We start from the raw sequence: 25,155 nt of genomic DNA on the forward strand, positions 1-25,155 counted from the left end.
CCCCTGTACCATTTTGGAGATGGCAACGACTAGAATTGCAGTGAAACATCAAAGCCATAGCGACGCCCTTCCCCTTTAAAGTCTTCAAGCATGCCTAGGAACGAGCTTAAATCGAACTTTAACTGACTGTATTCAGTATCAAATAAATTTTTGCCCCATAAAGTAAATGACCAATTATCAACATCATATTTTAGATGCGCATTAACAATGCTAAAGCCGTCTTGGCGGGCATATGGGTTCATGTTCTGGTCAAAATAAAACTCAGACTGATAATCGTAAATAATGTTGGCCGATAACGGATACGACGCCAAGCTGGTATCGTATTTTAATCCCGCTGATACATTCCATTTAGAGGTAAATGGCAGTTGGTTATCGGTAATACTGTTGCCAAGTGGGTCAACGTATTCTTCAAATTCAGCATGGGGGATATAGCCTATTGAAAGTAGCATGGCTAATTGCTTAGTTGCTTGGTAATTAATTTCAGTTTCAAGGCCATAAATAGTTGAATCAGCGACATTTTCAAGTAATTGCACTGGGGGCATTTGCGGTGTTTCTGAGGCTTGATTCATAAACACTTGTTGGTCGTTATAGTCATAGTAAAACGCCGCCCAATTCATTCTAAGTTGCTTCCCAGGCCAGAACGACTTTAAGCCAATTTCATGAGCATTTAAGCGTTCTTTGCCATAGTTTGCCAAGATTGCTTGTTCTTCAGATGACAAAAAGCCACCATTGTAGCCGCCACTTTTACTACCATTTGCAAAACGATAGTAAAGATTGCTTGTATCTGAATAGCGATAATTAACGGCAAATTGGCCGCTAAAGCCGTTATCTGATTGCTCATCGGTAACGCGATAAAATGGTACAAGCACTCCGTCTAAGTCGTTCACATCAACCACCGCATTTAACGTGGCGATTGAGTCATACTCAAGTGACTCATAGTCATATCTAAGGCCGGCTGTAATCATCCATTTATCTGCGACAGGCACTTCAATTTGGCTAAATACTGCCAAATTTTGCATCTTGATTTCGTTATCGTAGATAAAGGTCGCGGTTAAGTTTGTCGGTAAAATGCCGCGGAAATCGCGCAAAATATCATTTAAATTATCTTGCTCAATCGTCTCATCGGCAAAATAAACACCACTGGTGAGTGTGTAATCAGCAAATTCGTTTAATAACCTGAATTCTTGGCTAAAAAGTTGAGTATCTAACCCTAATACCCCTTCGCACAAACGACCTGGCGAGCCATCGCAGTTAAAAGCGTGGCTTCTTTCGAGATCGTTAAAGCTCGAAAGCGAGGTAAAAGTACTTTGCTCGTTTAAATGCCAATTCAGTTCAGCAATAAAGCCATAACCATCAGATTTATGAGGTGAGTCATTGTTAACGCTCACTGCAAAAAAATCATCACTGCCATCATTAAAACCAAAGTTATCAAAACAGCGGGTTGACCCTGCATCTGCAGGTGAACACAACTCACCCGTTAAAGGGTTTGCGACAACACCAATATTGCCTACAGGCTGGGCAATACCATCCCAATCTTCAATATGTGCTTGCAGGTAAAGTTCAACGTTATCCCACTCAGACAAAAAAGACACACGGGCATTTTTTTGCTCCATGCCAGCTGTGGGTGAGTCTGCATAGATATTATTTGTTGAGTATTCGTAGTCTTGATAGTTAACCGCAATTCGCAATGCACTAGAATCTGATAGTTGTTGGTTCCACATACCATCAACGCTGGTGGCGTTGTTATTGGCAACACCTAATGTCAACGCGCCATAGCTATCAAACTCAGGGCGATTTGAGCGTATAAGTATTGCACCACCGGTAGAATTACGGCCAAACAAGGTACCCTGCGGGCCGCGTAAAATATCGAGCTGTTCAATATCGTATAAGTTAACAATTTGATTATTAGCAGACCCCACCGCAACGCCATCAAGATACATGGCAACAGGTGAAGTATTCGCCGTATTATAATCAAGTAACCCCACCCCACGGATGCTCACAGCGGGAGGTGTCCCCTCTGCGGCGTTTTGGGTAATTTTAACGTTTGGCGCAAACAAACCAATTTCAGTTGAATCTTTAAAATGCTGAGCTTTTAAAATTTCGCCATCCACTTGGCTTACCGCTACACTTACGTCTTCAATTGCTTGCGGACGCTTTTGTGCATAAACGCTAATAACTTCCATGTCTTTTTCAGTCTCAGCTCCTTGTGCAACAGCGCTTGCCATTACACATGCCGCCAAGCTGGTGCTCGACAACATCATAAACTTAGGATCTTTAAGAAAAGGACGCTTCATTGGCTTTTAGACCTTAAAAGAGGGAAACTTGTTAAATTGTTGTAATTTAGTGGTAAGTATAGACCAAACAATAGATTAAAGTCGCATATAAATCATGAAATTTCATGACTTATACGCATACTTTTTTACAACTTTATTCACACTAACCTTTTTCGAATGCATGCTCTCCGCTGATTTCGCTTGGCCAACCACATATTGCCCGCGCTGTTTGCATACCGGCCATCACAGCAGCCTCAACACAGCCTGCATTAACGCCGGTTTTTATCCAGTCGCCAGTGATGCGCAAATTGACAAACTGACTGCCATCTGTAGCAAGGCGGTATTTACTCGAATCAACCACAGATAGGACATAGCGCTCACTGGGATCGACATTTACGCGCCAATATTGCTGCTCTAGTACAGGTAAAATGCTATGCGGATCACTGTAAAATACCTGCCAATCAAACTTGTTATCAATATAGGCTTCAGGCCAAAGTGGCCGCATATCTGCGCTAAACAAATTATGCATATTCAATTTTACTTCGGCTTTCATTTGCTCTGGGAATTGATGTGCACTGGCAGGTGGGTAGTTTTCGCAGCTAAATGCACTGCAAAAATAGGCAATGTTCACAGGCGTATTTTCACTTGGCCAATCTTCTTTATCGAGTAAGTTACCCATTGCCGCCCAAGTATCAAACGGCTCTACAAAGCCACTTAAAATAGGCCCTTCATGAGCAGCATTAGTTTGTGTAAAGCCAAGTTGTGCGTCGGTTTTATTCAACCATACTTGGCAAGCCTGAGTCGCCACACTTTGCACTTTTGTTGCTTGTTGAGAAAGCGCGTAATCTACAGCTAAAAGTTCAGAGGCAACGTGTTCAAGAGAGGCAACCGACACACCTAAAATCAGTGTATCAAAATCAATACCATAGCGAAGCGTCACTGTTGGCAATGGGGTACTAAAGTGTTCTTGATACACCTCTGGCCAATTACTCCAAAATGACTCTAAATTAATTTGATATTCTTGCAATAAGTGCGCTTGTTCAGGGCTGATTTGCTCATACAGTGGCTCACTTGGCCAGCATGGCAGCTGTTTTACATCAATGAGCGGTTGATAATCTTGGCCAACTAAACTCACCTGTTGGCAAAGCTCAATTTCACTCACCAGCGGCTCACCTTGGGCAGTTTGCCCAGCAGATAAGTTAGTTAACTGATGGAAAAACTTAAACTTAACACCGCGCTGCTTTAAAAGTTCATAAATTGGTGCGAAAATAACATCGCCCATGCCTGCTTGCATTTTCCACATTACGCCGCCTTTATAGCAAAGACCTATACGTAACATAGCAAGGGCGGCAACGCCGGCTTCAACATTGGGTTTACTAAAGTCACCTTTCGGGTAAGCAAACACCAAATCATAAAAGCCGCGCACTGGCGCTGAATCGACACTGTAAGTTTTATTCGCACCATTTTTTTCGAGCCACTGACGAAAATCGTAGCAATTAATGACACCAAAACCGTCGCGATATACTTTGTCTTTAATCAGTCCGGTGAGCATTGCAATCGCAAGATCAGCACAAATATAAAGTCTGCGCAGCTCCGGGTTGTCATCGAGTAAATCAATAACTTGGTCTTTAAACCAACGTTTTAACTTTCTGACGATATACCAGATCACCAGCCGATCGGCCTGTTTATCTGTATGGGTGGCCTGCTTTTCGGTGAACTGCAGCAAATGAGTTATCAGTGTTCGTGGGTTCGAGGCAATTTCTGCCGCACCTGCTTCAATATCATCAATAAACTGCTTTGCGCCATTTAAATGGGTATCAATGTCTGCTTTGATCTCTTGATACATGTGTTTGAGTAACGATTGATCCCGTGATTTTTTAGTCACTAAAATGGTTTTAGCATCTTGCTGCTGACAAACATGCTCAATGCCTTCGGTCCATTTTTTTAGCCATGCTAATGTCATGGTGACAAAGTCCCACACTGTTATATCTAGACTGCCATCAGCGGGGTTCCCTTCAACGGTAGGAAAATCTATCGGCCAAGTTTGCCATTCGTTATCAATAAACTCTTGTAAGGCAATAAAACTGTGTGGTTTAAATGCCTGCTGCCAAGTAGCCAATGAACAACTAGCAGGTCGATTGAGTGAGTTATACACCCCTTCTAAGGTGCGAAAGCTATTCACGTAGGCGCCAAACCAAACATGCAAACCATGCTCTTCGATTCGCTGTCCAAAATGGGCGTTTCGGCCACTCGCCCCTTTACCGCCAAGGCGCCAACCCTGTTGATAAACGGTAATCTCGCGCTGGCTTTGCCAATTAGCTTGCTCGGTTAGGTACACTGCCGCAGTCATCGCTGCAACACCGCCACCTACAATGGTGATTTTTTCTTTTTCCATGGTTACCCCTGTACTGGTAACAGTTGTGTTGCGCCAAGCTGATCAAAGTCCATATTGACGTAAAAAGGTAAATGAACCGCTTGTTTGCCAAGTGCAATGCCAAACATGTCATTCAGAGGAAAGCTCGCAAGAGCTTTTACATCCAAACTAAAATCATTGTGTAAAAGTTTTAATTGGTGAATTTTTTTGATTAACGATGGTGAGTGAACCACGCTTTGATAAACGGCTTTATCTCCTTGGCCATCGGGAAATTGTTTAAACAAAATCTGATCCATCTGCGGATGAATAAACCCGTCTAACAATTGTTTAAGAAGCGATAAATCAATGCCTTTAATTTGCGCATCAAACAAATCGGTAACGTGTTTAGAAAAATGCGATAAGTTATCGAGTAGGTTTTCCTTGGTACTTGCCTTTGTTTGTTCAATGGTTAATAGCTCATGCATTGCTAATTTAGAGTCTGGGTTAAACACATCAAAACATTCTAAAGAAATACTAAAGGCGCCCGCATCACTCACAGTCGTAGGCATTTGATATTCACACAGGTATTTATTGTAGCCCCAGGCTTCTCGGCCATTAATCAAAGCATAAATGTTATTGACGCTAATAAATGCCGGATACCAATATAAATGACTAATATCACCACCTTGCATTTTTGCTACTGGGAGCCAAATAATAATATCAGTTTCTTGCATCCAGCCATGCTCTGAAAACGGTGGCGTTAACGAAGAAATTTTTTCGATATCAGTGAAGGTAAGTAAACACGTGCTCCCTAACACATTAAACGAGGTTGATTCGGTTGCTAATAAATTTAAAGTTGCATCAACATACTGCTGCATTTTTTGCTCACACCCAGCAACAAAAAATCCGTACATTTGCGCATTGATCATTCGACAAGGTGGTTTAGCAACCGGGTTAGATAAGAAGTGGCTGTAATTTGATTGGTCCGTCATAGTCATTACTTATATTATTGTTTAGTAATGACTATAGACTAGTTTTTAATGGTTGGTGGCAACTTCTAGATGACAACTTTCTTTTAACAGTTGTTCTGTAAATTGCTGATAGCCAAGCTGATTAAAATTTTCAGATAATGGATTCATAAAACCATGTCCAAAGTCGGCTATTTCACAGCTCACCTTCGCTTTACTTTTTAATGTTGCAATCACAGGCTTTATATCAAAATGTTCTTCACTGTGAGGAAAAATAAATCGGCAAGGGACTTTGGCTTCAAGCTCAAGATGATGCCTGACTTGGGATGGATAAAAGGCAATAATTTTTTTAATGAATGAATTTTTTAACTCTGCTTGAGCTCGCCAAACAGCCGCTGCGCCTGCACTAAATGCAATAATGGTGGTTGGCTGACGAATAGCGGCCATTTTGACATGCACCCGTTCAAAATAACTATCATGACCGCAATGAGTAATAAAATGCTGATATTGAAACTGCTCGTTTATAGGGAGCTGAATTTCTCCTAAATAGGGATCGCAAAGACTCACTTTACCGCGAAGCTGCTGAGCAAGCAGCGATAAATGCGCTGTTTTACCAAATATATCTGACACCAAAAGGTAATTCATAAGCATACTTCTTATTGTTATTTTGTGCCTAATCACAATACGCCTGTTTCTGTTAAACATCCAGAAATTATTTTTGATGTTTAAAAAATAAACCTTGCGCTTAGTTAATTCTTACAGTAATCTACTTGTCTGGTTTTTAGAAACCACGCGGTTAACCCCTTACCTTGATCCAGTAATTCCCGCATATTCGTATAAATACTTGCAGCTTGTTTGCTGAATGACATTTCGATGAATTTTCAAATCATCACCAAACTGTCACAAACTTAGTCAACACTGTTAGCAAGACAACAAATGTCGGTCTGTATTTTTAAATGCCTTTTAAAGCTCTACAGACACTGACAAAAGAAAGAGTGAGTTTTATTATGTCATATAAATACAACGGATCTTTGATCCAGATCGCACATCCAGTGCAATCAATCTCGGTAAATAAACAGCGTGTAATTTTTAGTGACACGCAGGGCTTAAAAAATGCCATCTTCCAAAAGGCCAGTGATGCACGCCAATTTGTGAAGTGGTTAAAAGCCAACTAAACCCTACCGATAAACGCCAGCCAACAAGCTGGCGTTTTAGTTTTCACCACCAGCCTGCATATAGCTAAATTCCTGCTACACTTATATTTTTAGCCCATAAATAGGTAGTAAAAATGCGTTGTGTGTGGTCTATTTTACTATTACTTTTTTGCCTGCCTGTTGCTGCAACCAAGCAACCTAAGACCATTGAGTGGATCATGGTCGATTTTGCCCCCTACTACATCATGAATGATAAGTACGAAGGCACAGGTCGTGATGAAAGTGTGATCAAATTACTAGAAAAAGCACTCCCTGAAGTGTCATTTAAACGCACTTTATTGCCGGCTAGTCGTGCCGTGCATGAACTATCAAACCCGCACAACAATACTGTATGCTGTCGTTGTATCAAAACGAACACCGTAAGCAGCATATTCAGTTTACGAAACACTCATCAACAGTGGGTTTATCACCCTCCATTGCCATACGTAAAGAGTTAGCCGCAAAGCTTGAGTTAGACGTCACAAAACCAGTGTCCTTAAAATCGTTATTAGACGATAAACACTTGGCATTAGGGGTATCAATGAGCCGCTCTTTTGGCGCCGATATTGATAGCGTGATTAACGAAAGCCATGATTCAAATATCATCTCACGCCCTGGTAGAGACACCCTCGCAAGCTTGACTTATATGCTACAAAAAAAGCGCATTGATATATTACTTGGCTACCCAAGCGAGCATTACTATTTGGCGCATTCTATGGGCTTTGAAGATGAATTGACCCAACTGTCACTCACTGAAGCACCTGCATTAAGTGTTGGTTACATAGGTTGTACAAACAACGAACAAGGTAAAGAAACAGCAAAATTATTAGATGAAACCCTTGAAAAAATAGCGCATACAGATGCTTTTCATGACGTTTTAGTACGCTGGCTACCGGATAATTTGCAACCAATTTTAGAAAAGAGGTTAAAAGATAGAAACGAAAGTGCCGCTCATTGAGCGGCACTTTTATATTGACCAATCCGAGAATAAAGCGAATTGGTGGTCGTATGAATGGTGCTTACTTACGCACACCTTCAATAAATAAACCAATATCAACATGCGTTGAAGCAGGGCCAAGATTGTAGTCGATACCAAAGTCAGCTAGTTTTAGGCTTGTTTCACCTTCAAAACCAACACGGTAACCACCCCATGGATCTTTACCTTCACCAATTTTATCAATTTCAAAAGTAATGGTTTTAGTCACACCATTTAAGGTAAATTCACCTGTTACATCTGCTTCATCACCCTCTTCATCAAATTTGATTGAGGTACTTTTAAATGTTGCAGTTGGGTATTTATCAACATTTAAGAAATCTTTGCTGCGTAAGTGCTTGTCACGCTCAGCATGGTTTGAGTCGATGCTTTTAGTTTCAATCGTTACATTAATTTTAGACGCATTTGGCGCTTTATCGTCATAGCTAAAATCACCTGAGAAAGTATTAAAACGACCATGTAACCAGCTGTAACCTAAGTGCTTAATTTTAAATGTAACAAATGCGTGGGCACCGTCTGTATCAATAACGTAGTCAGCTGCATTTGCGTTTGCTGTTGAGAAAAGTGCAGCACTTAGTGCTGTGCCTAATAGTAATTTTTTCATGTTAATCATCCTTCAATGGTTTGATCATTCTAATTAAGGTTTTATCTTTATCGATAAAATGATGTTTTAGTGCCCCTAAAGCATGTAAAACAACCACAGCTATTAGCCCATACGCGGCATAAAAGTGAATTTTACCTGCAATATCTTCTTGGTTCGCCACCGACTCTGGTAATGCCGGCACAGCAAATAAATTAAATACTTCAATTGCACGGCCATCAGCCGTAGAGATTAAATAGCCAGATGTCACAATGACGATTAAAGCTAAATAAATTAGTTTATGGACTGAGTGAGCAACATGATTCATTGCTTTTGAGCTACCTGCAACAGGCTCAGGTTGAGTACCTAATAAGCGCCAACCAAATCGAAACAACAACAATGCCGCTAAGGTAATACCCACGCTTTTATGCAAGTCCAAAGAGCCTTTGTACCAAGCGTCGTAATAAGTTAGCTCAACCATATAAACGCCTAAGCCAAACAAACCAAACACCCCAAGTGCCATTAACCAGTGCACTAAGATGGCCACCCAGCCATAACTTGACTTTGAATTCTTTAACATACTCATTTCCCATGAGAATCGTGAAACTAGATACATCTTAAATGACGGCTTATATAATTAAAATAGCGTAAAACGAACAGCTTCTGTGCGTATATGCACACCCAGGGAAAGAGGAAAGTTGTAAGGGGAAAGGAAAAAGAAGGTGCTAGGTGCTAGGTGCTAGGTGCTAGGTGCTAGGTGCTAGGTGCTAGGTGCTAGGTGCTAGGTGCTAGGTGCTAGGTGCTAGCAGTAGTATGAATCCTCGTTAATAAAAGCGTCTAATTCTTAACGTGATAAATTTTTAGTTTTCTCACAACCGATTAATCGCTCACCCCAATAAAATCAGCCGATTTCAAAAGAAGTAACACCGAAAATACAGTTTAATGGCAAACTCGGAGAGTCGTTGGTATACATTCTGGCGGTTTCAAATGACACCTGCATGTTGTACTTCTGTGCTAAAGCAACAGCAGCTTGATTGATTTCTGGCGTATCAAGGAAAATAGCGTCAGAGGCACCCACTTTAGATTTTATAGCTAGAAATAGAGATTCAGCCATTTCTGGTGAGTCGGCAAATAGAGGGCCAATTTTAAAGCCATTCTGACATTTGCGAATAACGCCGTATCCTGCCAATTCCCCATTTTGCATTACGCCAAACGCATCGCACTGGGGTTGGCTTAACCACGCTTTAGTAAAGTTTGCCCTATTTACCGGGAAAAAAGCCTGTTCGTATGCGTCAATAATTTCGAATGGCACGGCATTAAGATCTACAATATCTGCATTTTGCGGTGACCTACCACCGCCTACTCCTGCAAAACGGATATTGCGATAAGCCAGATTAAAACCAGATTTTTTATAGTTTTCTTGCTGTTCCACCACACCATCAAGGCCGATATTCAACCCTTCAAGGCGCTTTAATGCGGCATTCCAGATTTGTATTCCGTAACCTTTGCCACGGTAACCGGGTTTAACAATGTAGAAGCCAATAAAGCCAAATGCATTGTGGTAATTAATGGCAGAAATTGTAGCGATAGGCTCATCGTCTAGAAAACCAACTAGAAATCCTTCAGGATCAGCTGCAAAATAACACTCTGCATCATTAAGGCCTGGATTCCAACCTTCTGCTGCAGCCCAATCAATCATGAGTTCGACTTCCTTTTTGGTCATGGTTTTGATTGTAAAGTGTTTACTCTGCATTTGCTTTCCTTAAAAAATTGAAAATAACTAAAACTTAATAGCTCTTTGTAAAGGGTGCTGCTTAGAGTATGCTATTTTTACAATTGCATACCTTAATACAGACAGCTAACTAATTGGAGCATGCTTAAGTTAGCCGCTATAAAAACGTATAGATATTCTAGAGTAATTATATTTTACTTGCTGTTATTTCAATCCTATACACTTCAACACCCTCCGTTCCAACCTCAATCGTTGCAGGTTCGTTAAGGTTTACCATTAACTTAGGTTCTTGAAATTTATTGTAAGAGCCATTTTCAAATTTATAGAGTGCTGATGTTAGTGTCACAGTTTGCTCGTTCAACGTAGGGGTTACATCAAATTTAAGAATATCATCTGCAGTCACTGTTTGAGTTTTGTCTTCTTCAGTTTTAACAACGTGCGTTTTTACAAGTTGATTATTCAAATAAAGGTTAAGGTCTAATTGCAAACTTTCTGCAGCTGAGGCACCAAATGCAGCGAGAGATAACAGTACCATTCCTAACTTTTTCATTATATTTTCCTTAATAGTTGGCTTACCCCAAAATGGGAAAACCAACTTATCAGTTACTGAGACTTGGCGCAATTGTTTAACACTCTGTAAGTTAAGTGTTTTATTCGCATATGAAGCAAATTTTCGTGACGAGCTACTTCTTCACTGATGATAGCCACTTGGCATGAAAGAAGTCACAACTTTGAAACTTAAAACTTACCGCTTAAAGCTTCTAACTATTAACTTCCAGCTATTCGCTTTCTTCCACTAAACCAACATAAATCTGGCTATTGGCATCTACCTGAAAGAAGCTGATCAGGTTTTCTTTCACCAGCTCTAACATGGCAATAAAGCTAACAACAACACCACTTCTGCCCTCTTCTACCGTAAAAAGAGTGCTAAAAGGCAGCTGTGATTGAGCCTCTGAGAGTTTATCTAAGATTAAGCTCATCCGTTCACGGGTCGATAAGGCTTCTGCGGTAATATGATGGTGTTCAAATGTTTTAGCTCGGGCCATAACGTCGCTTAGCGCAACTAACAAGTCTTTCATGTCAACGTCAGGTAACAGTACCTCACGCTCACTGAATTCTGGCACCAGTGCTTCGGCAACAAAAATATCGCGGCCTTCGCGAGGGATCTCATCAAGATTTTCGGCGGCTTTTTTAAATTGTTCGTATTCTTGTAAACGTCTTACAAGCTCAGCTCGTGGGTCTTCTTCCTCTTCAAGCTCTTCATGTTTTGGTAATAATAATCGTGATTTAATTTGTGCTAATAGCGCCGCCATCACAAGGTATTCACCTGCCAGCTCAAGCTGAAACTCGCTCATCATTTCAACATAACTCACGTATTGCTCAGTAATACTAAAAATAGAGAGCTCTAGCACATCGAGTTTATGTTTTTTGATTAAATACAGAAGTAAATCGAGAGGACCTTCAAAGGTTTCTAAAATGATCTCTAGCGCATCGGGGGGAATATATAAATCTTCAGGTTTATCAACCACTGCTTTGCCATGCAAAAAAGCCAGTGGCAGCTTTTGCTGTACTGGCTCTTGCAAATTATCTGGCGCGTCAAGCTCTGGGCTAGTCAATGAAGTCTCTACTCAAATGGTTTGGTATCACCACAACCGACACGTAAGATTTCGATGCTATCATCTGACAAATCAATTACTGTGGTTGCCTGTTCAGGAAGATAACCACCATGAATAATTAAATCAACTTGCTTTTCAATGCGATCGCGAATTTCATCAGGATCAGCCTCGGTATATTGCTCACCCGGTAAAATTAAAGAACACGACATTAACGGCTCACCCAATTCAGCTAATAAAGCGCAGGTGATTGGGTGTTCGATAACACGAATACCAATGGTTTTCTTCTTTTCGTTTAATAAACGCTTTGGTACTTCTTTAGTGCCTTTAAAGATGAATGTATAAGGCCCTGGGGTGTTATTTTTAATCAATCTGAATAACTGATTATCAACGCGAGCATAGGTAGATAGTTCCGATAAGTCACGGCAGACCAAAGTAAAGTTATGGTGTTTTTCAATGCCACGAATACGTTCGATGCGCTCTTTTGCTTGCTTATTACCAATGCTGCAACCAAGTGCGTAACCCGAATCGGTTGGGTATACAATAACACCGCCTTGCTTAATAATATCAACCGCTTGGCTGATTAAGCGTGGTTGCGGATTATCTGGATGAATATGAAAAAACTGACTCATTACACGCTCCTATTGCCCTTCCCATGCTTGCCAAACCCCTTGGCAATCTTTTGGTAAGTATAAATTTTTACCTAACTCCAACCAACTGGTCGGAAAATGAAAATCTGACCCTTGCGACGCAAGTAAACCATATTCACGGCAAAGTTCACCTAAAAACTGGCGCTCACTCGGCGCTTGCTGTGGCTGTGCAACTTCCATCGCATCACCACCTGCGTCTTTAAACTCAATAATTAACTTACGTAGCCACTTATTCGACATTTGATAACGCCCAGGATGGGCAAGAACGGCAACCCCACCCGCTTGGTGAATGGCAGCAATTGCCGTTTTCATATCGCACCAACTACTTGGTACATAGCCTGTTTTTCCTCGCCCTAAGTATTTTTTAAATACCCCCGGGAAGTTTTTAGCTACACCACGTTCAATCAGTGCACGGGCAAAATGCGCGCGTGTGATCTGGGCGTTTTCGGCAAATGTTTTTGCTTGATCGTAAATGCCTTCAAAACCATTTTTAGCGAGGCGACGACCTATCTCTAAAGCGCGCTCTTCACGCTTGCCTTGTTGCGCTTGTAATAATGACAACAGTGCGTCGTTTTCATCATCAACATTTAAGCCAACAATATGAATTTCAAAGCTTTCCCATTTTGTTGATACTTCAACGCCAGCAATTAATTTAAGCGGTAAATTATCATCTGCAATGACTTGGCGAGCTGGTTTTATCGCACTTAACGTATCGTGATCGGTAATTGCAAACACATCTATGTTTTTCTCAACCGCGCGGTGTAACAATTGCTCGACTGATAGCTGACCATCTGAGTATGTGGTGTGGCTATGTAAATCGTATTTTATCAAAGGGAAAGACTGCTTTACGTAAGTTCTTGAATCAATGATGTGAGTATAACAAAAATTTACTGCGAGGGCGTGATTATCTTATATAACTGTGTGTTTTACCCCCATAAATGGGCAATTGCGATGGGTAAATGCCGAACTCGTACTAATATGTAAATTAATGCTTGACAGTATCGGCATAGGTACGCTTTACTGTATGCACTTTCAGACACGTTAAATAAGCAATAACAATGAACAAAACAATTCAAATCACAATTTGGTGGTGGCACTCGTAACTAGCGGGTGACGAATTGTCGTGTCTAACGATTTCAAAACCCGCTCAAGTAGCGGGTTTTTTTATATCTAAATTTTAAGGTTTTATAATGAATTACATAGCAACTCTTACACATCATTGGTGGTGGCGCCTGGCTTAGCGGGACGGTAAGGGTCTATCTAATTTATAGGCATCTTTATACGAACCCCGCCAAGCATCGCTTCGCGGGGTTTTGTTTTTTAAAGAGTTTTTGGGAATGAGGGAGAATGAGGTTTGATTTTTAGTCATATAACAACGACACCGGGTGAAGTAACCAGTATCACTCAAGTGCGCGACTACATCAGTAGCCCACTTGCGTTATACAGTTTACTCGATAAGCCTAATTCACTGCTGTTAGAGTCTGCTGAAATTGATTCTAAAGACAGTTTAAAAAGTCTAATTTTGGTTGACTCAGCGCTACGTATTGTTTGCCAAGGCAAACAGGTCACACTCACAGCACAGTCTAATAACGGCAAGCAATTACTGCCTTATTTACAAACTCATGTGCAAAACTGCTCTGCAGAGCTTGTAGAAGATACATTAACGTTAACCTACAACGAGGTCGCAAGCGATATTGATGAAGCCAGTAAATTAGTAGCAGATAATGCATTTAGTGCGCTACGTAGCTGCATTAACAGTATTAAAAGCACCACAGACAACCCATTCTCTGTGTTCTTAGGCGGTGTGTTTGCCTACGACATGGTTGCTAATTTCGAATCCCTTTCTGATGTACCTGACGGTGAAAACAGCTGCCCTGATTATGTTTTCTACCTCGCCGAAACGTTAGTTGTCATCGACCATCAAGCAAAAACAACCGAGCTAATTGGCAATGTATTTAACGGTCCTGAAGTTCATGCTAATTGTTTTGAGGTTGGTCAACAGTTAGAGCGTTTAAATGCCGTATGTGACAATGCACAAAGCTATCAAGGGCAAAAGCAAGCAGGCTCAAACCCAATTTCTGTTGATGTTAGCGACGAGCAATACTGCGAACATGTCATCAAGTTAAAAAAGAACATCGTTGATGGCGATATTTTCCAAGTTGTACCATCACGAACTTTTTCTCTCGCCTGCCCTGACTCACTTCATGCTTACAGCCAATTAAAACAACAAAACCCAAGCCCATATATGTTTTACATGCGCGATGAAGAATTTGTGTTATTCGGCGCATCACCCGAGTCAGCCCTCAAATATTGCGCTGAGAGTAAACAAGTTGAGGTATACCCTATTGCCGGCACTCGCCCTCGTGGCAAGTTTGCTAACGGGCAAATTAATCCAGACCTAGACAGCCGCATTGAGCTTGAACTTCGCAACGACCAAAAAGAGCGTGCAGAGCACCTGATGCTAGTTGATTTAGCGCGAAATGATGTTGCCCGTATTAGCGTACCAGGCACACGTCACGCGAAAGAATTATTAAAAGTAGACCGCTACTCACAAGTGATGCATTTAGTTTCACGCGTTGTGGGTACTTTAAAACCTGAACTCGATGCGCTACATGCTTACCAAGCTTGTATGAACATGGGCACCTTAGTGGGTGCACCTAAAGTGCGCGCTGCTGAGTTAGTTCGTCAAACCGAACAAAAACGCCGCGGCAGCTATGGTGGTGCTGTGGGTTATTTAACAGGTGATGGTGCCATGGATAGCTGTATTGTTATTCGCTCTGCCTTTGTTAAAAACGGCACAGCCTATGTGCAAGCAGGTGCAGGTGTGGTGTTTGATTCAGATCCACAATCAGAAGCCAATGAAACCCGCGCTAAAGCACAAGCTGTGATCACTGCGATTCAATCGACTTACGAGGCACAATAATGACGACAACATCAGCCTATAAAATCTACTTTTTAGATAACTTTGATTCATTTAGTTATAACTTAGTCGATGAACTTTCTATGTTAGGGTGCCAGTTAGTGGTATACCGTAATAACATCAGTGCACAAAGCATCTTCGACAAAATGTGCCAAGAGACAGTGCCTGTATTATTAGTGCTTTCACCTGGTCCTGGCGCACCATCTGATGCGGGTTGTTTAATGGAGCTCATTGAACTGTGTAAAGGCCGCTTCCCGATGCTGGGTATCTGTTTAGGGCAGCAAGCACTAACACAAAGCTACGGTGGGGTTATTGGTCATGCAGGCGAAACTGTGCATGGCAAGTCATCAATTATTACGTTGACTGAGCACCCAGTATTCGCGGGTATGGGCGATAAAATGCCAGTTGCTCGTTATCATTCATTAATGGCAACTAAAGTCCCTGATGACGTTGAAGTAATTGCTTGTTATGAAAATATTCCGATGGCAATTTACCATCAACAAGATAATGCCCTTGGCTATCAGTTTCATCCTGAGTCAATTTTAACGCCAAATGGCGCATTGCTATTACAACAAAGCATTGAATTTTTAACCGCACGCGTGCAGTAGAGGAATAACATGGAAGCAACAACTCAAACCCAGTTAAACCAATTATTAGCAAAGCAAGATTTATCATTTTCGCAAGCAACTGCATTGTTTGACGCCATCATGAATGGCCAGCTAAATGATATTGAATTAACTGCTGCACTTATCGCCCTAAAACTGAAAGGCGAAACAAGTGATGAAATCGCCGGTGCGGCGGCATCAATGCGCGCCAATGCAGTGCCATTTCAAACCAGCAAAACCTTACTTGCTGATAGCTGTGGTACCGGAGGCGATGGCTCAAACACAATTAATATTAGTACCACAGCTGCTATTGTTGCCGCCGCTGCGGGCATCAATATGGTCAAACATGGTAATCGCAGTGTGTCGAGTAATTCTGGCTCAGCGGATTTACTTAAAGCCTTGGGTATCAATATCGATATGAGCCCTGAGCAAGCAGCGCATTGTTTAGACAATACTGGGTTTACATTTTTATTTGCACCGCATTATCACAGTGGTGTACGCCATGCGATGGGCGTGCGTACGGCCCTTAAAAGCCGCACAATTTTTAATATTTTAGGGCCACTGGCGAACCCCGCTGCCCCTGAGGTGCAATTGCTTGGTGTATATGACCCTTCGCTGTGTTTACCAATGGCCGAAACCTTAAAAACCCTTGGCACAAAACGCGCTATGGTGGTTCACGGTGCAGGCACTGACGAAATTGCCTTGCATGGGTCAACCAAAGTGGTTGAACTTAATAACGGTGAACTGAGCGAATACACGCTAACAGCGAGCGATTTTGGTCTTGCAAACTATTCACTTGAACAACTAGCAGGCCAAGGCCCAGAATATAACGCAAAAGCAAGCTTAGCGATTTTACAAGGTCAAGGTGAAATGGCGCATAACGCAGCCATTATAGCCAACGTTGCCGCTCTTCTTTATTTAACTGATAAAGCAAGTGATTTAAAAGCAGCCGCAGATCAAGTAAGCGAATTATTAGCATCAGGCAAAGCGATGGACACATTGAACGCAATTATTGAGGTAAGTCATGGCTAACGTGTTAGACAAAATTGTTGCCGACAAACGTATTGAATTAGAACAAAGAAAAGCACAGCGCCCGCTTGAGTCATTCATTAGCGAGGTTGTGCCAACCAGGCGAGACTTTGAAGCGGCATTAGCAGCAACCGGTACGCAGTTTATTTTAGAATGTAAAAAGGCCTCACCGTCAAAAGGGCTTATTCGCGAACCATTCAATTTAGACGAAATTACATCGGTTTATAAAAAGTACGCAACCTGTATGAGCGTACTAACGGATGAAAAATATTTCCAAGGCAGCTATGAGTACCTCGAATACGTGCGCAGCCAAGTTGAACAGCCGCTTATTTGTAAAGACTTCTTTATTGATGAGTACCAAGTTTATTTAGCACGCTTATCTGGTGGTGATGCCATTTTATTAATGCTCTCTGTCCTTGATGACGAGCAATATTTAGCGCTTCACAAAGTGGCTGACTCTTTAAACATGTCGGTGCTCACTGAAGTTAGCAATGAGCAAGAAGTTAGCCGTGCTCTTGCACTTAATGCCAGCCTTATCGGTATTAATAACCGCGACCTTCGTGATTTAAGTACTGACCTTGCAACAACAGAGCGTTTACGTCAGCTTATCCCAAATGACAAAGTGGTGATTTCAGAGTCGGGCATTTATACCCATAAAGATGTAAAACGCCTTGCGCCATTGTGTGATGGCTTTTTAATTGGCAGCTCACTGATGGCTGAGCGCGACTTAGAAGCCGCGTGTCGTAAAGTGATTTTAGGTGAGAACAAAGTGTGCGGTTTAACCCGTTCACAAGATGCGATGGCAGCCTACGCAAGTGGTGCTGTGTATGGTGGCTTAATTTTTTATCCTAAGTCACCGCGCTATGTTGATATCGACTGTGCCAAGCAAGTTACGCAAAGTGCCCCACTCGCGTATGTAGGTGTGTTTGTTAATGCACCGCTTGAACAAGTGGTCGATTATGCGCAAAGCTTAAAATTAGCGGCCGTGCAATTACATGGTGACGAGAATAGCGAGTATATTCAAACTCTCAGAAAGCAATTACCGCTTGGCTGTGAAATTTGGAAAGCCCAAGCCGTTAAAAGTGAATTACCTAAACCGCTTGAAGGGGTTGATCGCCATTTATACGACACTTACAGCAAAAGCCAAAAAGGCGGTACAGGCGAAGCATTTGATTGGTCTGTGCTTGAGACGGCAACCGTGCCATTTATGTTAGCCGGGGGTTTAAACCCAGAAAATATTCACGCAGCGCTTTATCGCGGTGCTAACGGCCTTGACCTAAATTCTGGCGTTGAAGCGTCAGCGGGTAAAAAGTGCCAAACAAAATTACAAAATGCGTTTTCGCATATCAGAAATTATTGAGGTTAGAATGCAAAATCCAGCTTATTTCGGTGAATTCGGTGGTATGTTTGTACCACAGCTGCTTGTACCAGCACTCAAGCAACTAGAAGCAGAGTTTAATAAATCACAAAACGATCCTGCTTTTCAGGCTGAGTTTGAAAAACTATTAAATGAATACGCAGGTCGCCCTACACCATTAACACTGACACGTAACTTAGTTAAAAATCCTAAGGTAAAACTGTATTTAAAGCGTGAAGATTTACTCCATGGCGGTGCGCACAAAACCAATCAAGTACTTGGTCAAGCACTCCTTACCAAACGTATGGGTAAAAAAGAAGTCATTGCAGAAACAGGTGCCGGCCAACACGGTGTTGCAACGGCCCTAGCCTGTGCCCTACTTGGCTTAAAATGCCGTATTTACATGGGCGCAAAAGACGTTGAACGTCAGCAACCAAATGTATTTCGTATGAAACTAATGGGCGCAGAGGTTATTCCTGTCACGGCAGGCTCTGGTACCTTAAAAGATGCCGTAAACGAAGCACTGCGTGACTGGTCAGCTAATTACAAAGATGCTCACTATTTACTAGGCACTGCAGCAGGCCCTCACCCATTCCCTACCATGGTGCGTGAGTTCCAAAAAATGATTGGTGAAGAAGCAAAACAACAAGTGATTAAAGCTGAAGGTCGCTTACCGGATGCTGTGCTTGCATGCGTGGGTGGTGGCTCTAACGCCATTGGTATGTTCACAGACTTTATTGATGAGCCAAGCGTAAAACTAATTGGTGTAGAGCCAGCTGGTAAAGGCTTAGATACCCATCAACACGGTGCTACGCTATGTAAGGGCACTAAAGGCATTTTACACGGTACCTATACCTATATTATGCAAAATGATGATGGTCAAATTGAAGAGTCTTACTCTGTTTCAGCAGGTCTTGATTACCCAGCTGTTGGTCCACAACATGCTTATCTTCATGAGACAGGCCGTGCAGAATATGTTGGCATTACTGATACTGAAGCACTTGAAGCATTCCAACTACTGGCTAAGAACGAAGGGATTATTCCAGCGCTTGAATCAAGCCATGCCCTCGCATATGCCCTTAAATATGCCGAGCAACAAACCGAAGACACTATTTTAGTGGTTAACCTAAGCGGCCGAGGCGATAAAGATTTGGCTCACGTACACAGTGTTTTATCAGAAGGAGGCGCGCTATGAGCCAGACTAACCGTTACGGACAACTGTTCGCCACATTAAATGAAACAAACCAAGGTGCTTTTGTACCCTTCGTTACGATTGGTGATCCTAATAAAGCACTGAGTGTAGAGATCATCAAAAGCTTAATTGATGGCGGCGCTGATGCTCTTGAGCTAGGTATTCCATTTTCAGATCCGATTGCAGATGGCCCGGTGATCCAAGCTGCTAACATTCGTGCACTTGATGAAAACATCAATACCCAAGATTGCTTTGATATCATTAAACAAGTGCGTGAGTACAATGCCGATATTCCAATTGGCCTATTATTGTATTCAAACTTAGTATTTAAGCGTGGCATCGAAAAGTTTTATCAAGATGCTAAAGAAGCCGGTGTTGATTCAATTTTAGTGGCTGACGTGCCGCTGCACGAATCAAAGCCATTTCGTAAAACAGCAATGCAAAATGGTATTGACCCAATTTTTATTGCTACACCGAATGCTGATGATGACACTTTACGAGAGTGTGCGTCATATGGTCGTGGTTACACATACCTTCTTTCACGCGCAGGTGTGACAGGCACAGAAACCAAAGCACAAATGCCAGCAGACTCATTAGTTAAAAAACTAAAAGATTACCATGCTGCACCGGCTTTACTTGGCTTTGGTGTTTCTACACCGGAAGATGTTAAATCAGCACTTGAGTCAGGAGCCGCTGGTGCAATTTCAGGCTCTGCGGTTGTTAAAATCATCGAGGCAAATCTTGATGACCAAGCAGCGATGCTAACTGGTTTAAAAGAGTTTGTAGCCAGTATGAAAGCAGCTACAAAGTAATTTATTGTATTGCTTAAAAAAGGGCCTTAAAGGCCCTTTTTTGTGCTTAACAATTTATGATTAATGATGGCGATGCTCACCCTCTTTAATTTCTTCTATGAATTTTCGATTAAAAGCTTCCAGGTCGGCTGGGCTTCGACTTGTAACTATGCCCTCATCTACACACACCTCTTGATCAACCCAATTAGCTCCTGCATTGATCAAATCCGTTTTAATACTTGGGTATGACGTTACTTTGCGATCACGTAGTTTGTTAATTTCGGCTAATAGCCATGGGCCGTGGCAAATCGCGGCAATGGGTTTGTTTTTACCGGCACTGAAAAAACCATCAACAAAGGCTTTTGCTTCACTATCTTGACGTAACGTATCAGGATTGAATAAGCCTCCAGGAAGCAGTAACGCGTCATACTCTGCAGAGTCTGCTTCGCTGACTACGCGGTCAACACTGACTCGCTCACCCCATTGGTTTTCATCCCATGCGGTGATATCGCCACGCTCAAGTGACACAACTTCGACAAGTGCACCAGCTTCTAATAATGCGCTTCGTGGTGACAATAGCTCGCTTTGCTCAAAACCATTGGTTGCAAGAATGGCAATCTTTTTACCATTCAGTTGGCTGTTTAAATTTGACATGTTATCTCCTTATTTAGGTAAACCTAAACAATTAACAGCAGGCAACATGCCAAACTTAATAGATTGAAAATATTGAATAAATTTTCAGGTGTTCTATGTGTGCTCTGTAAATACTACAGCCGCTTTGCAAATCCTGCTTATAAACCGTCTTTAAGTGCTTTTGCTGGTTTAAATACGGGCTTATTAGCGCCTTCAATTTCAATTTCTTCACCGGTTTGCGGGTTGCGCCCTTTACGTGCAGGGTAATAACTTAGGGCAAACGTACCAAAACCATTAATTTGCACTTGGTCACCCTCAGAAAGAGACTTTTCAATCGCATTTAACATGCTCGTTAAAGCAGCTTGAGTGTCTTTTTTTGTTAATTCACTATGGGCAGCCATTTGTGATACTAACGCGGCTTTATTCATAAAAATGCTCCAAAATACGCCGCTTAATCATCTGAGGTTAAGCGGAAAAAGATAAGGTAAAACAACCTAAACGCAGGTTTAGGCCAGATTGGCTCGGGAGGCTAAGCTTTCAGGGCTGCTAAGTCAACCTTGTATCTTGCGTGATAACTTGATACAACCCAGTATCTTTTTAAATTAGAGCATTTATAAATTTATGCATGCGATTATTGAATACATCCCGCTGATCCTGTTTTTTGCGGTTTTCAAGTTAGTTGATATTTATTGGGCAACAGCCTTGCTGATGCTAACCACATTAATTCAAGTTGCTTACTGTTATTTTAAAGATGGTAAAGTGCCAACCCGTCATTGGGTGTTTTTTGCCATAGCGGTGGTATTAGGCACGCTCACCTTAGTGTTCCACGACGAGCAGTTCGTAAAATGGAAAGCCACCATTGTGTATGCCATTTTCAGTGTTACTTTGTTAGTAAGCCGCTATGTACTTGGCAAAAACTTAGTGAAAAAAGCACTTAGCTCGATTTTAGAAAATGCCTCTGAGAGTAAACAAGAGATCAACGTACCAGAAACATTATGGAACAAACTTAACCTATTTTGGGTTGCAGTGACTGCTGGTATCTCGGCGCTGAATATCTACATTGCCTATAACTTCTCGCTCGATTTTTGGGTTAACTTTAAAGTGTTTGGCTTAATGGGTATTACTTTTGTTTGCGTATTAGCAACGATCATTACCCTTTTCAAATACTTACCTGAAGATGACGAAAAGAAAGATCCAAAGCAATCTTAATGTCATAAATCTGTCGTCTTAGCTTGTTAGCGTAAACAAAAAACACGCTGAGACGACATTGAACGCTAACCAATACCGCTGGTTTGAATTTACCCTCATATTTGTTTCTTTGCCGCTATTAGGCTTTCTTCTGCGTGCCTATCTCGCTAACTGGCTTATTCCTGCTCTTATTATATTAATGACCGTGTGCGGCATGTTGCTTTTATCTGATCCCCACTTTAAGCGCTTTCGTTTGACCAGTCTTGGGCAATTTAGTGCGGTAAAACGTCGCTTATTTAGTTTCTTCTTTTTGGGGGCACTATTCTCTGGGATGTTTTACGGCATCATGAATCAAGAAAACTGGTTTTCACTGCCACGAAACTCATTTAACGATTGGCTAATGTTGCTATTGCTCTACCCCATTTTATCGGTGATGCCGCAAGAGCTTATTTTTAGAACCTACTTTTTTCATCGTTATAAACGCATTATGCCAAGTAAAACCGTGCGTATAATTGTAAGTGCATCGGTGTTTGCGTTGGCTCACATCGTCTATGCGAATGTACTCGCCGTACTTCTAGCATTTTTAGGTGGGCTACTTTTTTCTTACACCTATGCGCAAAGCCGCTCTACCTTCGTGTGTGTAATTGAGCACAGTTTATGGGGACTTTGGATGTTTACCCTTGGCTTGGGTGATGTGCTCGATGCAGGGGCCTTTTAAAATAATAAAGGTAGGCATAAAAAAGCCGCGCAAAGTGCGCGGCTAAGTATTGAACTGGTTCTTAAAATCCGAAAATACTAAATGCGAAGAACTTAGTCGCCACTGTATTTACAAAGATTAGTAATAAAATGGCAGGGATAAACGTTGAAAGCGAGAAGTTCACATACTTCTCAGTAAAGCTACCAACATAGCCGTCACAGCCTTGGCTTAGCTCTGCTGATAAGTTTGCTTTTTTCCAACGATACATAACGAATAAACACACCATTAAACCGTTAAGCGGTAAAATTGTGTCGTAAAACACATCATAAACAATATCAAATAAGCTCTTATCTGCACCGCCATAGCTAACAAACTTAGTAAGTGAGTCAACCATACCAAACGACATGGTACACAGCACAGTTAATACACCTGTAGATAAGGTTAAGATAGCCAGTGCTTTTTTGCGGCTGATACCCTTACGATCGCTTAATGTTGCTGTTGGTACTTCTACAATTGATACAAGCGACGTAATTGCAGCAAAAAAGACAAGTAAGAAGAATACAAACGCAACAATTGATGCACCCACGTAACCAATGTCAGCTTGAAGTGCTAATAAAATTTTTGGTAAATATACAAAAATCATTGATACCGAAGAGTCTGATAAAGTACTCGGATCAGTATTCGGATTAAAACTAAAAATAGCTGGAAGCACCATAAGACCGGCAATAAATGCAACCAATGAATCGGTTACCGCAACCATTTTTGCACTGCCAACAATGTCGTCTTTCTTAGAAATATACGATGCATAGGTCATTAAAATACCCATACCTAACGACAATGAGAAAAATGCTTGAGCCAGCGCACCATTTAGTACACTCGCATTCATTTTACTGAAATCAGGAACGATATAGTACTTTACACCCGCCATCGCGTTATCAAGTGTTAATACATAAACAACCAGCGCGGTAAGTAGCACAAATAAAGCCGGCATCATAAACTTAGCCGCTTTCTCGATGCCCTCTTTAACACCACCCACTAAAATCAAGTTAACGATGATTGCAACCACAGCCATATAACCAAACACGGTGTAGCTATTGATAAAAGTGCCAAAATTATCAGGCTGGGCCAAGGCATCTAAATTACCAAATGCAGTTTGCGATAGATAACCGAAAATCCATACTGTGATCACCATATAAAAAACAGCAATCATAAATGGCGTTAATACGGCTAAAAAGCCAGCAAAGTTCCATTTTGGATCATTGCCTGCTAATAATTTGTATGAACCAAGTGGATCTTTTTGCGCTTTACGACCCATGGCCATTTCAGCCATCATCACTGGCAAACAGATAAAAATGACAAACAATGCATAGACTAAAAGGAAAGCACCACCGCCGTTTTTTGTAGCTGAAACAGGAAAACCTACTAAGTTTCCGATACCTACAGCAGAACCGGCTGCCGCTAAAATAAAACCGAGGCGGGAGCTAAAATGCTCGCGTTTTTCGCTCATTTAAAAACCTTATTATTATTTTCTCAACCCAGCGACTCTACCAGTGTTACACCGCGTATTTCAAGCTTTATAAGTTAAAGTTATATGGGTTTGTGTAAAGATTATTACGCGAATAATCTCTCGTCTATTGCTAAGAATATGCTACTATTTTTTAAAAATAACATTGAGAACACACCATGCTGTATATGATTTATTCAACGGATGTTGAAAATAGTTTAGAAGCTCGCAAATCTGCGCGCCCTGCTCACTTAGCACGCCTTCAAGAATTAGACGATCAAAATCGTTTATTTACGGCAGGCCCCCTTCCAGCGATTGATAGTGAAGATCCGGCTGATGCTGGTTTTACTGGTTCATTAGTGGTTGCAGAATTTGACTCATTAGAAGCAGCACGTGAATGGGCAGCAAACGATCCGTATATTGCTGCGGGTGTTTACGACAACTCAGTGGTAAAACCATTTAAAAAAGTATTTGGTTAATCCCTGAACTTAACTGAATCAATAATTCAGTGTTTGTTCACGGCTTATTAACTAAGATCTGGCTATCGAATTACAGAATTTAACGTAATTACTTGAATTTTAGTTAATTGGTTAATTAAACTAAATGGGTCTGGTTTAGGAGTTCCCCGTCATGCGCATAGTATTAGCCTTCAGTTTTAGTCTTTTATTTGCATTATCAAGCTTTCATGCTGATGCCAATAAGAAGCAAGCCCCAGAGGTGACTAAAAAGCAGGCTGTGATGATTGCCCAAAAATCTGAAGACGGCCGAACCCTGAAAATCACAGAGCAAGATAAAGTATTTACCGTAAGAATTTTAAAAACGAACGGCCACGTGGTTGATGTCCATGTGAACAAAAAGACTGGCGAAGTGAAAAAGGATTAAG

General features: G+C 41.5%; 27 protein-coding genes. 13 read left to right on the forward strand and 14 right to left on the reverse strand.

Annotated elements, in window-relative coordinates; all coding sequences use genetic code 11:
- Nucleotides 1-29 precede the first annotated feature (29 nt).
- From C2M25_RS07630 to C2M25_RS07645, 4 genes are all read right to left on the reverse strand, one after another.
- Nucleotides 30-2,294 carry a TonB-dependent receptor gene (locus tag C2M25_RS07630; protein ID WP_234003547.1) on the reverse strand — a complete coding sequence of 755 codons (2,265 nt, stop codon included), beginning with the start codon at nt 2,292-2,294 and terminating at the stop codon, nt 30-32.
- 142 nt (nt 2,295-2,436) lie between these two features.
- Nucleotides 2,437-4,668 (reverse strand): NAD(P)-binding protein, encoded by a 2,232-nt coding sequence (locus C2M25_RS07635; RefSeq protein ID WP_105180798.1) that lies wholly within the window; start codon nt 4,666-4,668, stop codon nt 2,437-2,439.
- 2 nt (nt 4,669-4,670) lie between these two features.
- The gene (locus C2M25_RS07640) at nt 4,671-5,618 is read right to left on the reverse strand and encodes an acetoacetate decarboxylase (RefSeq protein WP_105180799.1); all 948 of its coding nucleotides are present in this window, start codon (nt 5,616-5,618) and stop codon (nt 4,671-4,673) included.
- Nucleotides 5,619-5,663: 45 nt separating this feature from the next.
- On the reverse strand, nt 5,664-6,239 hold the full coding sequence (locus C2M25_RS07645) for a hypothetical protein (RefSeq protein WP_063704584.1): 576 nt from the start codon (nt 6,237-6,239) through the stop codon (nt 5,664-5,666).
- Nucleotides 6,240-6,601: 362 nt separating this feature from the next.
- Between C2M25_RS07645 and C2M25_RS21835 the strand changes: the two genes are divergently transcribed.
- The 3 genes from C2M25_RS21835 (at nt 6,602) to C2M25_RS22240 (ending at nt 7,745) form a co-directional block, all read left to right on the forward strand.
- Nucleotides 6,602-6,769: a hypothetical protein gene (locus C2M25_RS21835; RefSeq protein ID WP_165381452.1), complete on the forward strand. Its 168-nt coding sequence runs from the start codon at nt 6,602-6,604 to the stop codon at nt 6,767-6,769.
- Between the two features lie 113 nt (nt 6,770-6,882).
- Nucleotides 6,883-7,245: a hypothetical protein gene (locus tag C2M25_RS22235; RefSeq protein ID WP_325051029.1), complete on the forward strand. Its 363-nt coding sequence runs from the start codon at nt 6,883-6,885 to the stop codon at nt 7,243-7,245.
- Between the two features lie 83 nt (nt 7,246-7,328).
- On the forward strand, nt 7,329-7,745 hold the full coding sequence (locus C2M25_RS22240) for a hypothetical protein (RefSeq protein ID WP_325051030.1): 417 nt from the start codon (nt 7,329-7,331) through the stop codon (nt 7,743-7,745).
- Nucleotides 7,746-7,806: 61 nt separating this feature from the next.
- Here C2M25_RS22240 and C2M25_RS07660 read toward each other — a convergent pair whose 3' ends face one another.
- The 7 genes from C2M25_RS07660 to rnm form a co-directional block, all read right to left on the reverse strand.
- A complete protein-coding gene (locus C2M25_RS07660) occupies nt 7,807-8,385 on the reverse strand; it encodes a YceI family protein (protein WP_063704580.1) in 579 nt (192 codons plus the stop codon).
- 1 nt (nt 8,386) lies between these two features.
- A complete protein-coding gene (locus C2M25_RS07665; protein ID WP_063529650.1) occupies nt 8,387-8,941 on the reverse strand; it encodes a cytochrome b in 555 nt (184 codons plus the stop codon).
- A 321-nt stretch (nt 8,942-9,262) separates the two neighbouring features.
- The gene (locus C2M25_RS07670) at nt 9,263-10,114 is read right to left on the reverse strand and encodes a GNAT family N-acetyltransferase (protein ID WP_105180800.1); all 852 of its coding nucleotides are present in this window, start codon (nt 10,112-10,114) and stop codon (nt 9,263-9,265) included.
- A 166-nt stretch (nt 10,115-10,280) separates the two neighbouring features.
- Nucleotides 10,281-10,643 carry a hypothetical protein gene (locus C2M25_RS07675; protein WP_105180801.1) on the reverse strand — a complete coding sequence of 121 codons (363 nt, stop codon included), beginning with the start codon at nt 10,641-10,643 and terminating at the stop codon, nt 10,281-10,283.
- A 229-nt stretch (nt 10,644-10,872) separates the two neighbouring features.
- A complete protein-coding gene (locus C2M25_RS07680) occupies nt 10,873-11,676 on the reverse strand; it encodes a segregation and condensation protein A (RefSeq protein WP_105180819.1) in 804 nt (267 codons plus the stop codon).
- Between the two features lie 41 nt (nt 11,677-11,717).
- Entirely contained in the window at nt 11,718-12,338 is a 621-nt protein-coding gene (locus tag C2M25_RS07685) for an L-threonylcarbamoyladenylate synthase (RefSeq protein WP_063704570.1), read from the reverse strand.
- A gap of 9 nt (nt 12,339-12,347) precedes the next feature.
- The gene (gene rnm / locus C2M25_RS07690) at nt 12,348-13,187 is read right to left on the reverse strand and encodes an RNase RNM (protein ID WP_105174331.1); all 840 of its coding nucleotides are present in this window, start codon (nt 13,185-13,187) and stop codon (nt 12,348-12,350) included.
- A 523-nt stretch (nt 13,188-13,710) separates the two neighbouring features.
- Here rnm and C2M25_RS07695 point away from each other — a divergent pair.
- Genes C2M25_RS07695 through trpA form a run of 6 tightly spaced genes read left to right on the forward strand, consistent with a single transcriptional unit; the run spans nt 13,711 to nt 20,271 of the window.
- On the forward strand, nt 13,711-15,279 hold the full coding sequence (locus C2M25_RS07695) for an anthranilate synthase component 1 (protein ID WP_105180802.1): 1,569 nt from the start codon (nt 13,711-13,713) through the stop codon (nt 15,277-15,279).
- Nucleotides 15,279-15,884: an aminodeoxychorismate/anthranilate synthase component II gene (locus tag C2M25_RS07700; RefSeq protein WP_062565123.1), complete on the forward strand. Its 606-nt coding sequence runs from the start codon at nt 15,279-15,281 to the stop codon at nt 15,882-15,884. The genes C2M25_RS07695 and C2M25_RS07700 overlap by 1 nt, the downstream gene beginning before the upstream one ends.
- A 9-nt stretch (nt 15,885-15,893) precedes the next feature.
- Nucleotides 15,894-16,913 (forward strand): anthranilate phosphoribosyltransferase, encoded by a 1,020-nt coding sequence (trpD, locus tag C2M25_RS07705; RefSeq protein WP_105180803.1) that lies wholly within the window; start codon nt 15,894-15,896, stop codon nt 16,911-16,913.
- Nucleotides 16,906-18,270: a bifunctional indole-3-glycerol-phosphate synthase TrpC/phosphoribosylanthranilate isomerase TrpF gene (gene trpCF, locus C2M25_RS07710; protein ID WP_105180804.1), complete on the forward strand. Its 1,365-nt coding sequence runs from the start codon at nt 16,906-16,908 to the stop codon at nt 18,268-18,270. Before trpD ends, trpCF begins: the two co-directional genes overlap by 8 nt.
- 7 nt (nt 18,271-18,277) lie before the next feature.
- Nucleotides 18,278-19,462, forward strand: coding sequence for a tryptophan synthase subunit beta (trpB, locus tag C2M25_RS07715; RefSeq protein ID WP_105180820.1), 1,185 nt, complete (start codon nt 18,278-18,280; stop codon nt 19,460-19,462).
- The gene (gene trpA, locus C2M25_RS07720) at nt 19,459-20,271 is read left to right on the forward strand and encodes a tryptophan synthase subunit alpha (protein ID WP_105180805.1); all 813 of its coding nucleotides are present in this window, start codon (nt 19,459-19,461) and stop codon (nt 20,269-20,271) included. Before trpB ends, trpA begins: the two co-directional genes overlap by 4 nt.
- Nucleotides 20,272-20,331: 60 nt before the next feature.
- On the opposite strand, the gene C2M25_RS07725 is transcribed toward trpA, so the two are convergent.
- Both C2M25_RS07725 and C2M25_RS07730 read right to left on the reverse strand, forming a co-directional pair.
- Complete coding sequence (locus C2M25_RS07725; protein ID WP_054552914.1) at nt 20,332-20,904, reverse strand: type 1 glutamine amidotransferase domain-containing protein; 573 nt, start codon at nt 20,902-20,904, stop codon at nt 20,332-20,334.
- 137 nt (nt 20,905-21,041) lie between these two features.
- Nucleotides 21,042-21,311 (reverse strand): HU family DNA-binding protein, encoded by a 270-nt coding sequence (locus C2M25_RS07730; protein ID WP_054561225.1) that lies wholly within the window; start codon nt 21,309-21,311, stop codon nt 21,042-21,044.
- 193 nt (nt 21,312-21,504) lie between these two features.
- On the opposite strand from C2M25_RS07730, the gene C2M25_RS07735 reads away from it, so the two are divergent.
- Both C2M25_RS07735 and C2M25_RS07740 read left to right on the forward strand, forming a co-directional pair.
- On the forward strand, nt 21,505-22,092 hold the full coding sequence (locus C2M25_RS07735; protein WP_105180806.1) for an inner membrane-spanning protein YciB: 588 nt from the start codon (nt 21,505-21,507) through the stop codon (nt 22,090-22,092).
- Nucleotides 22,093-22,150: 58 nt separating this feature from the next.
- Entirely contained in the window at nt 22,151-22,789 is a 639-nt protein-coding gene (locus C2M25_RS07740) for a CPBP family glutamic-type intramembrane protease (protein ID WP_105180807.1), read from the forward strand.
- A 61-nt stretch (nt 22,790-22,850) separates the two neighbouring features.
- On the opposite strand, the gene C2M25_RS07745 is transcribed toward C2M25_RS07740, so the two are convergent.
- Nucleotides 22,851-24,275, reverse strand: coding sequence for a sodium-dependent transporter (locus C2M25_RS07745; protein ID WP_063704554.1), 1,425 nt, complete (start codon nt 24,273-24,275; stop codon nt 22,851-22,853).
- A gap of 176 nt (nt 24,276-24,451) precedes the next feature.
- Here C2M25_RS07745 and C2M25_RS07750 point away from each other — a divergent pair, with 176 nt between their 5' ends.
- Nucleotides 24,452-24,751, forward strand: a complete 300-nt coding sequence (locus C2M25_RS07750; RefSeq protein ID WP_063704552.1) for a YciI family protein — start codon at nt 24,452-24,454, stop codon at nt 24,749-24,751.
- A gap of 151 nt (nt 24,752-24,902) precedes the next feature.
- Entirely contained in the window at nt 24,903-25,154 is a 252-nt protein-coding gene (locus C2M25_RS07755; RefSeq protein ID WP_063704550.1) for a PepSY domain-containing protein, read from the forward strand.
- Nucleotide 25,155: the final 1 nt, after the last annotated feature.

This window comes from Pseudoalteromonas sp. T1lg21, assembly GCF_002964625.1.
Classification (GTDB): Bacteria; Pseudomonadota; Gammaproteobacteria; order Enterobacterales; family Alteromonadaceae; genus Pseudoalteromonas; species Pseudoalteromonas gelatinilytica.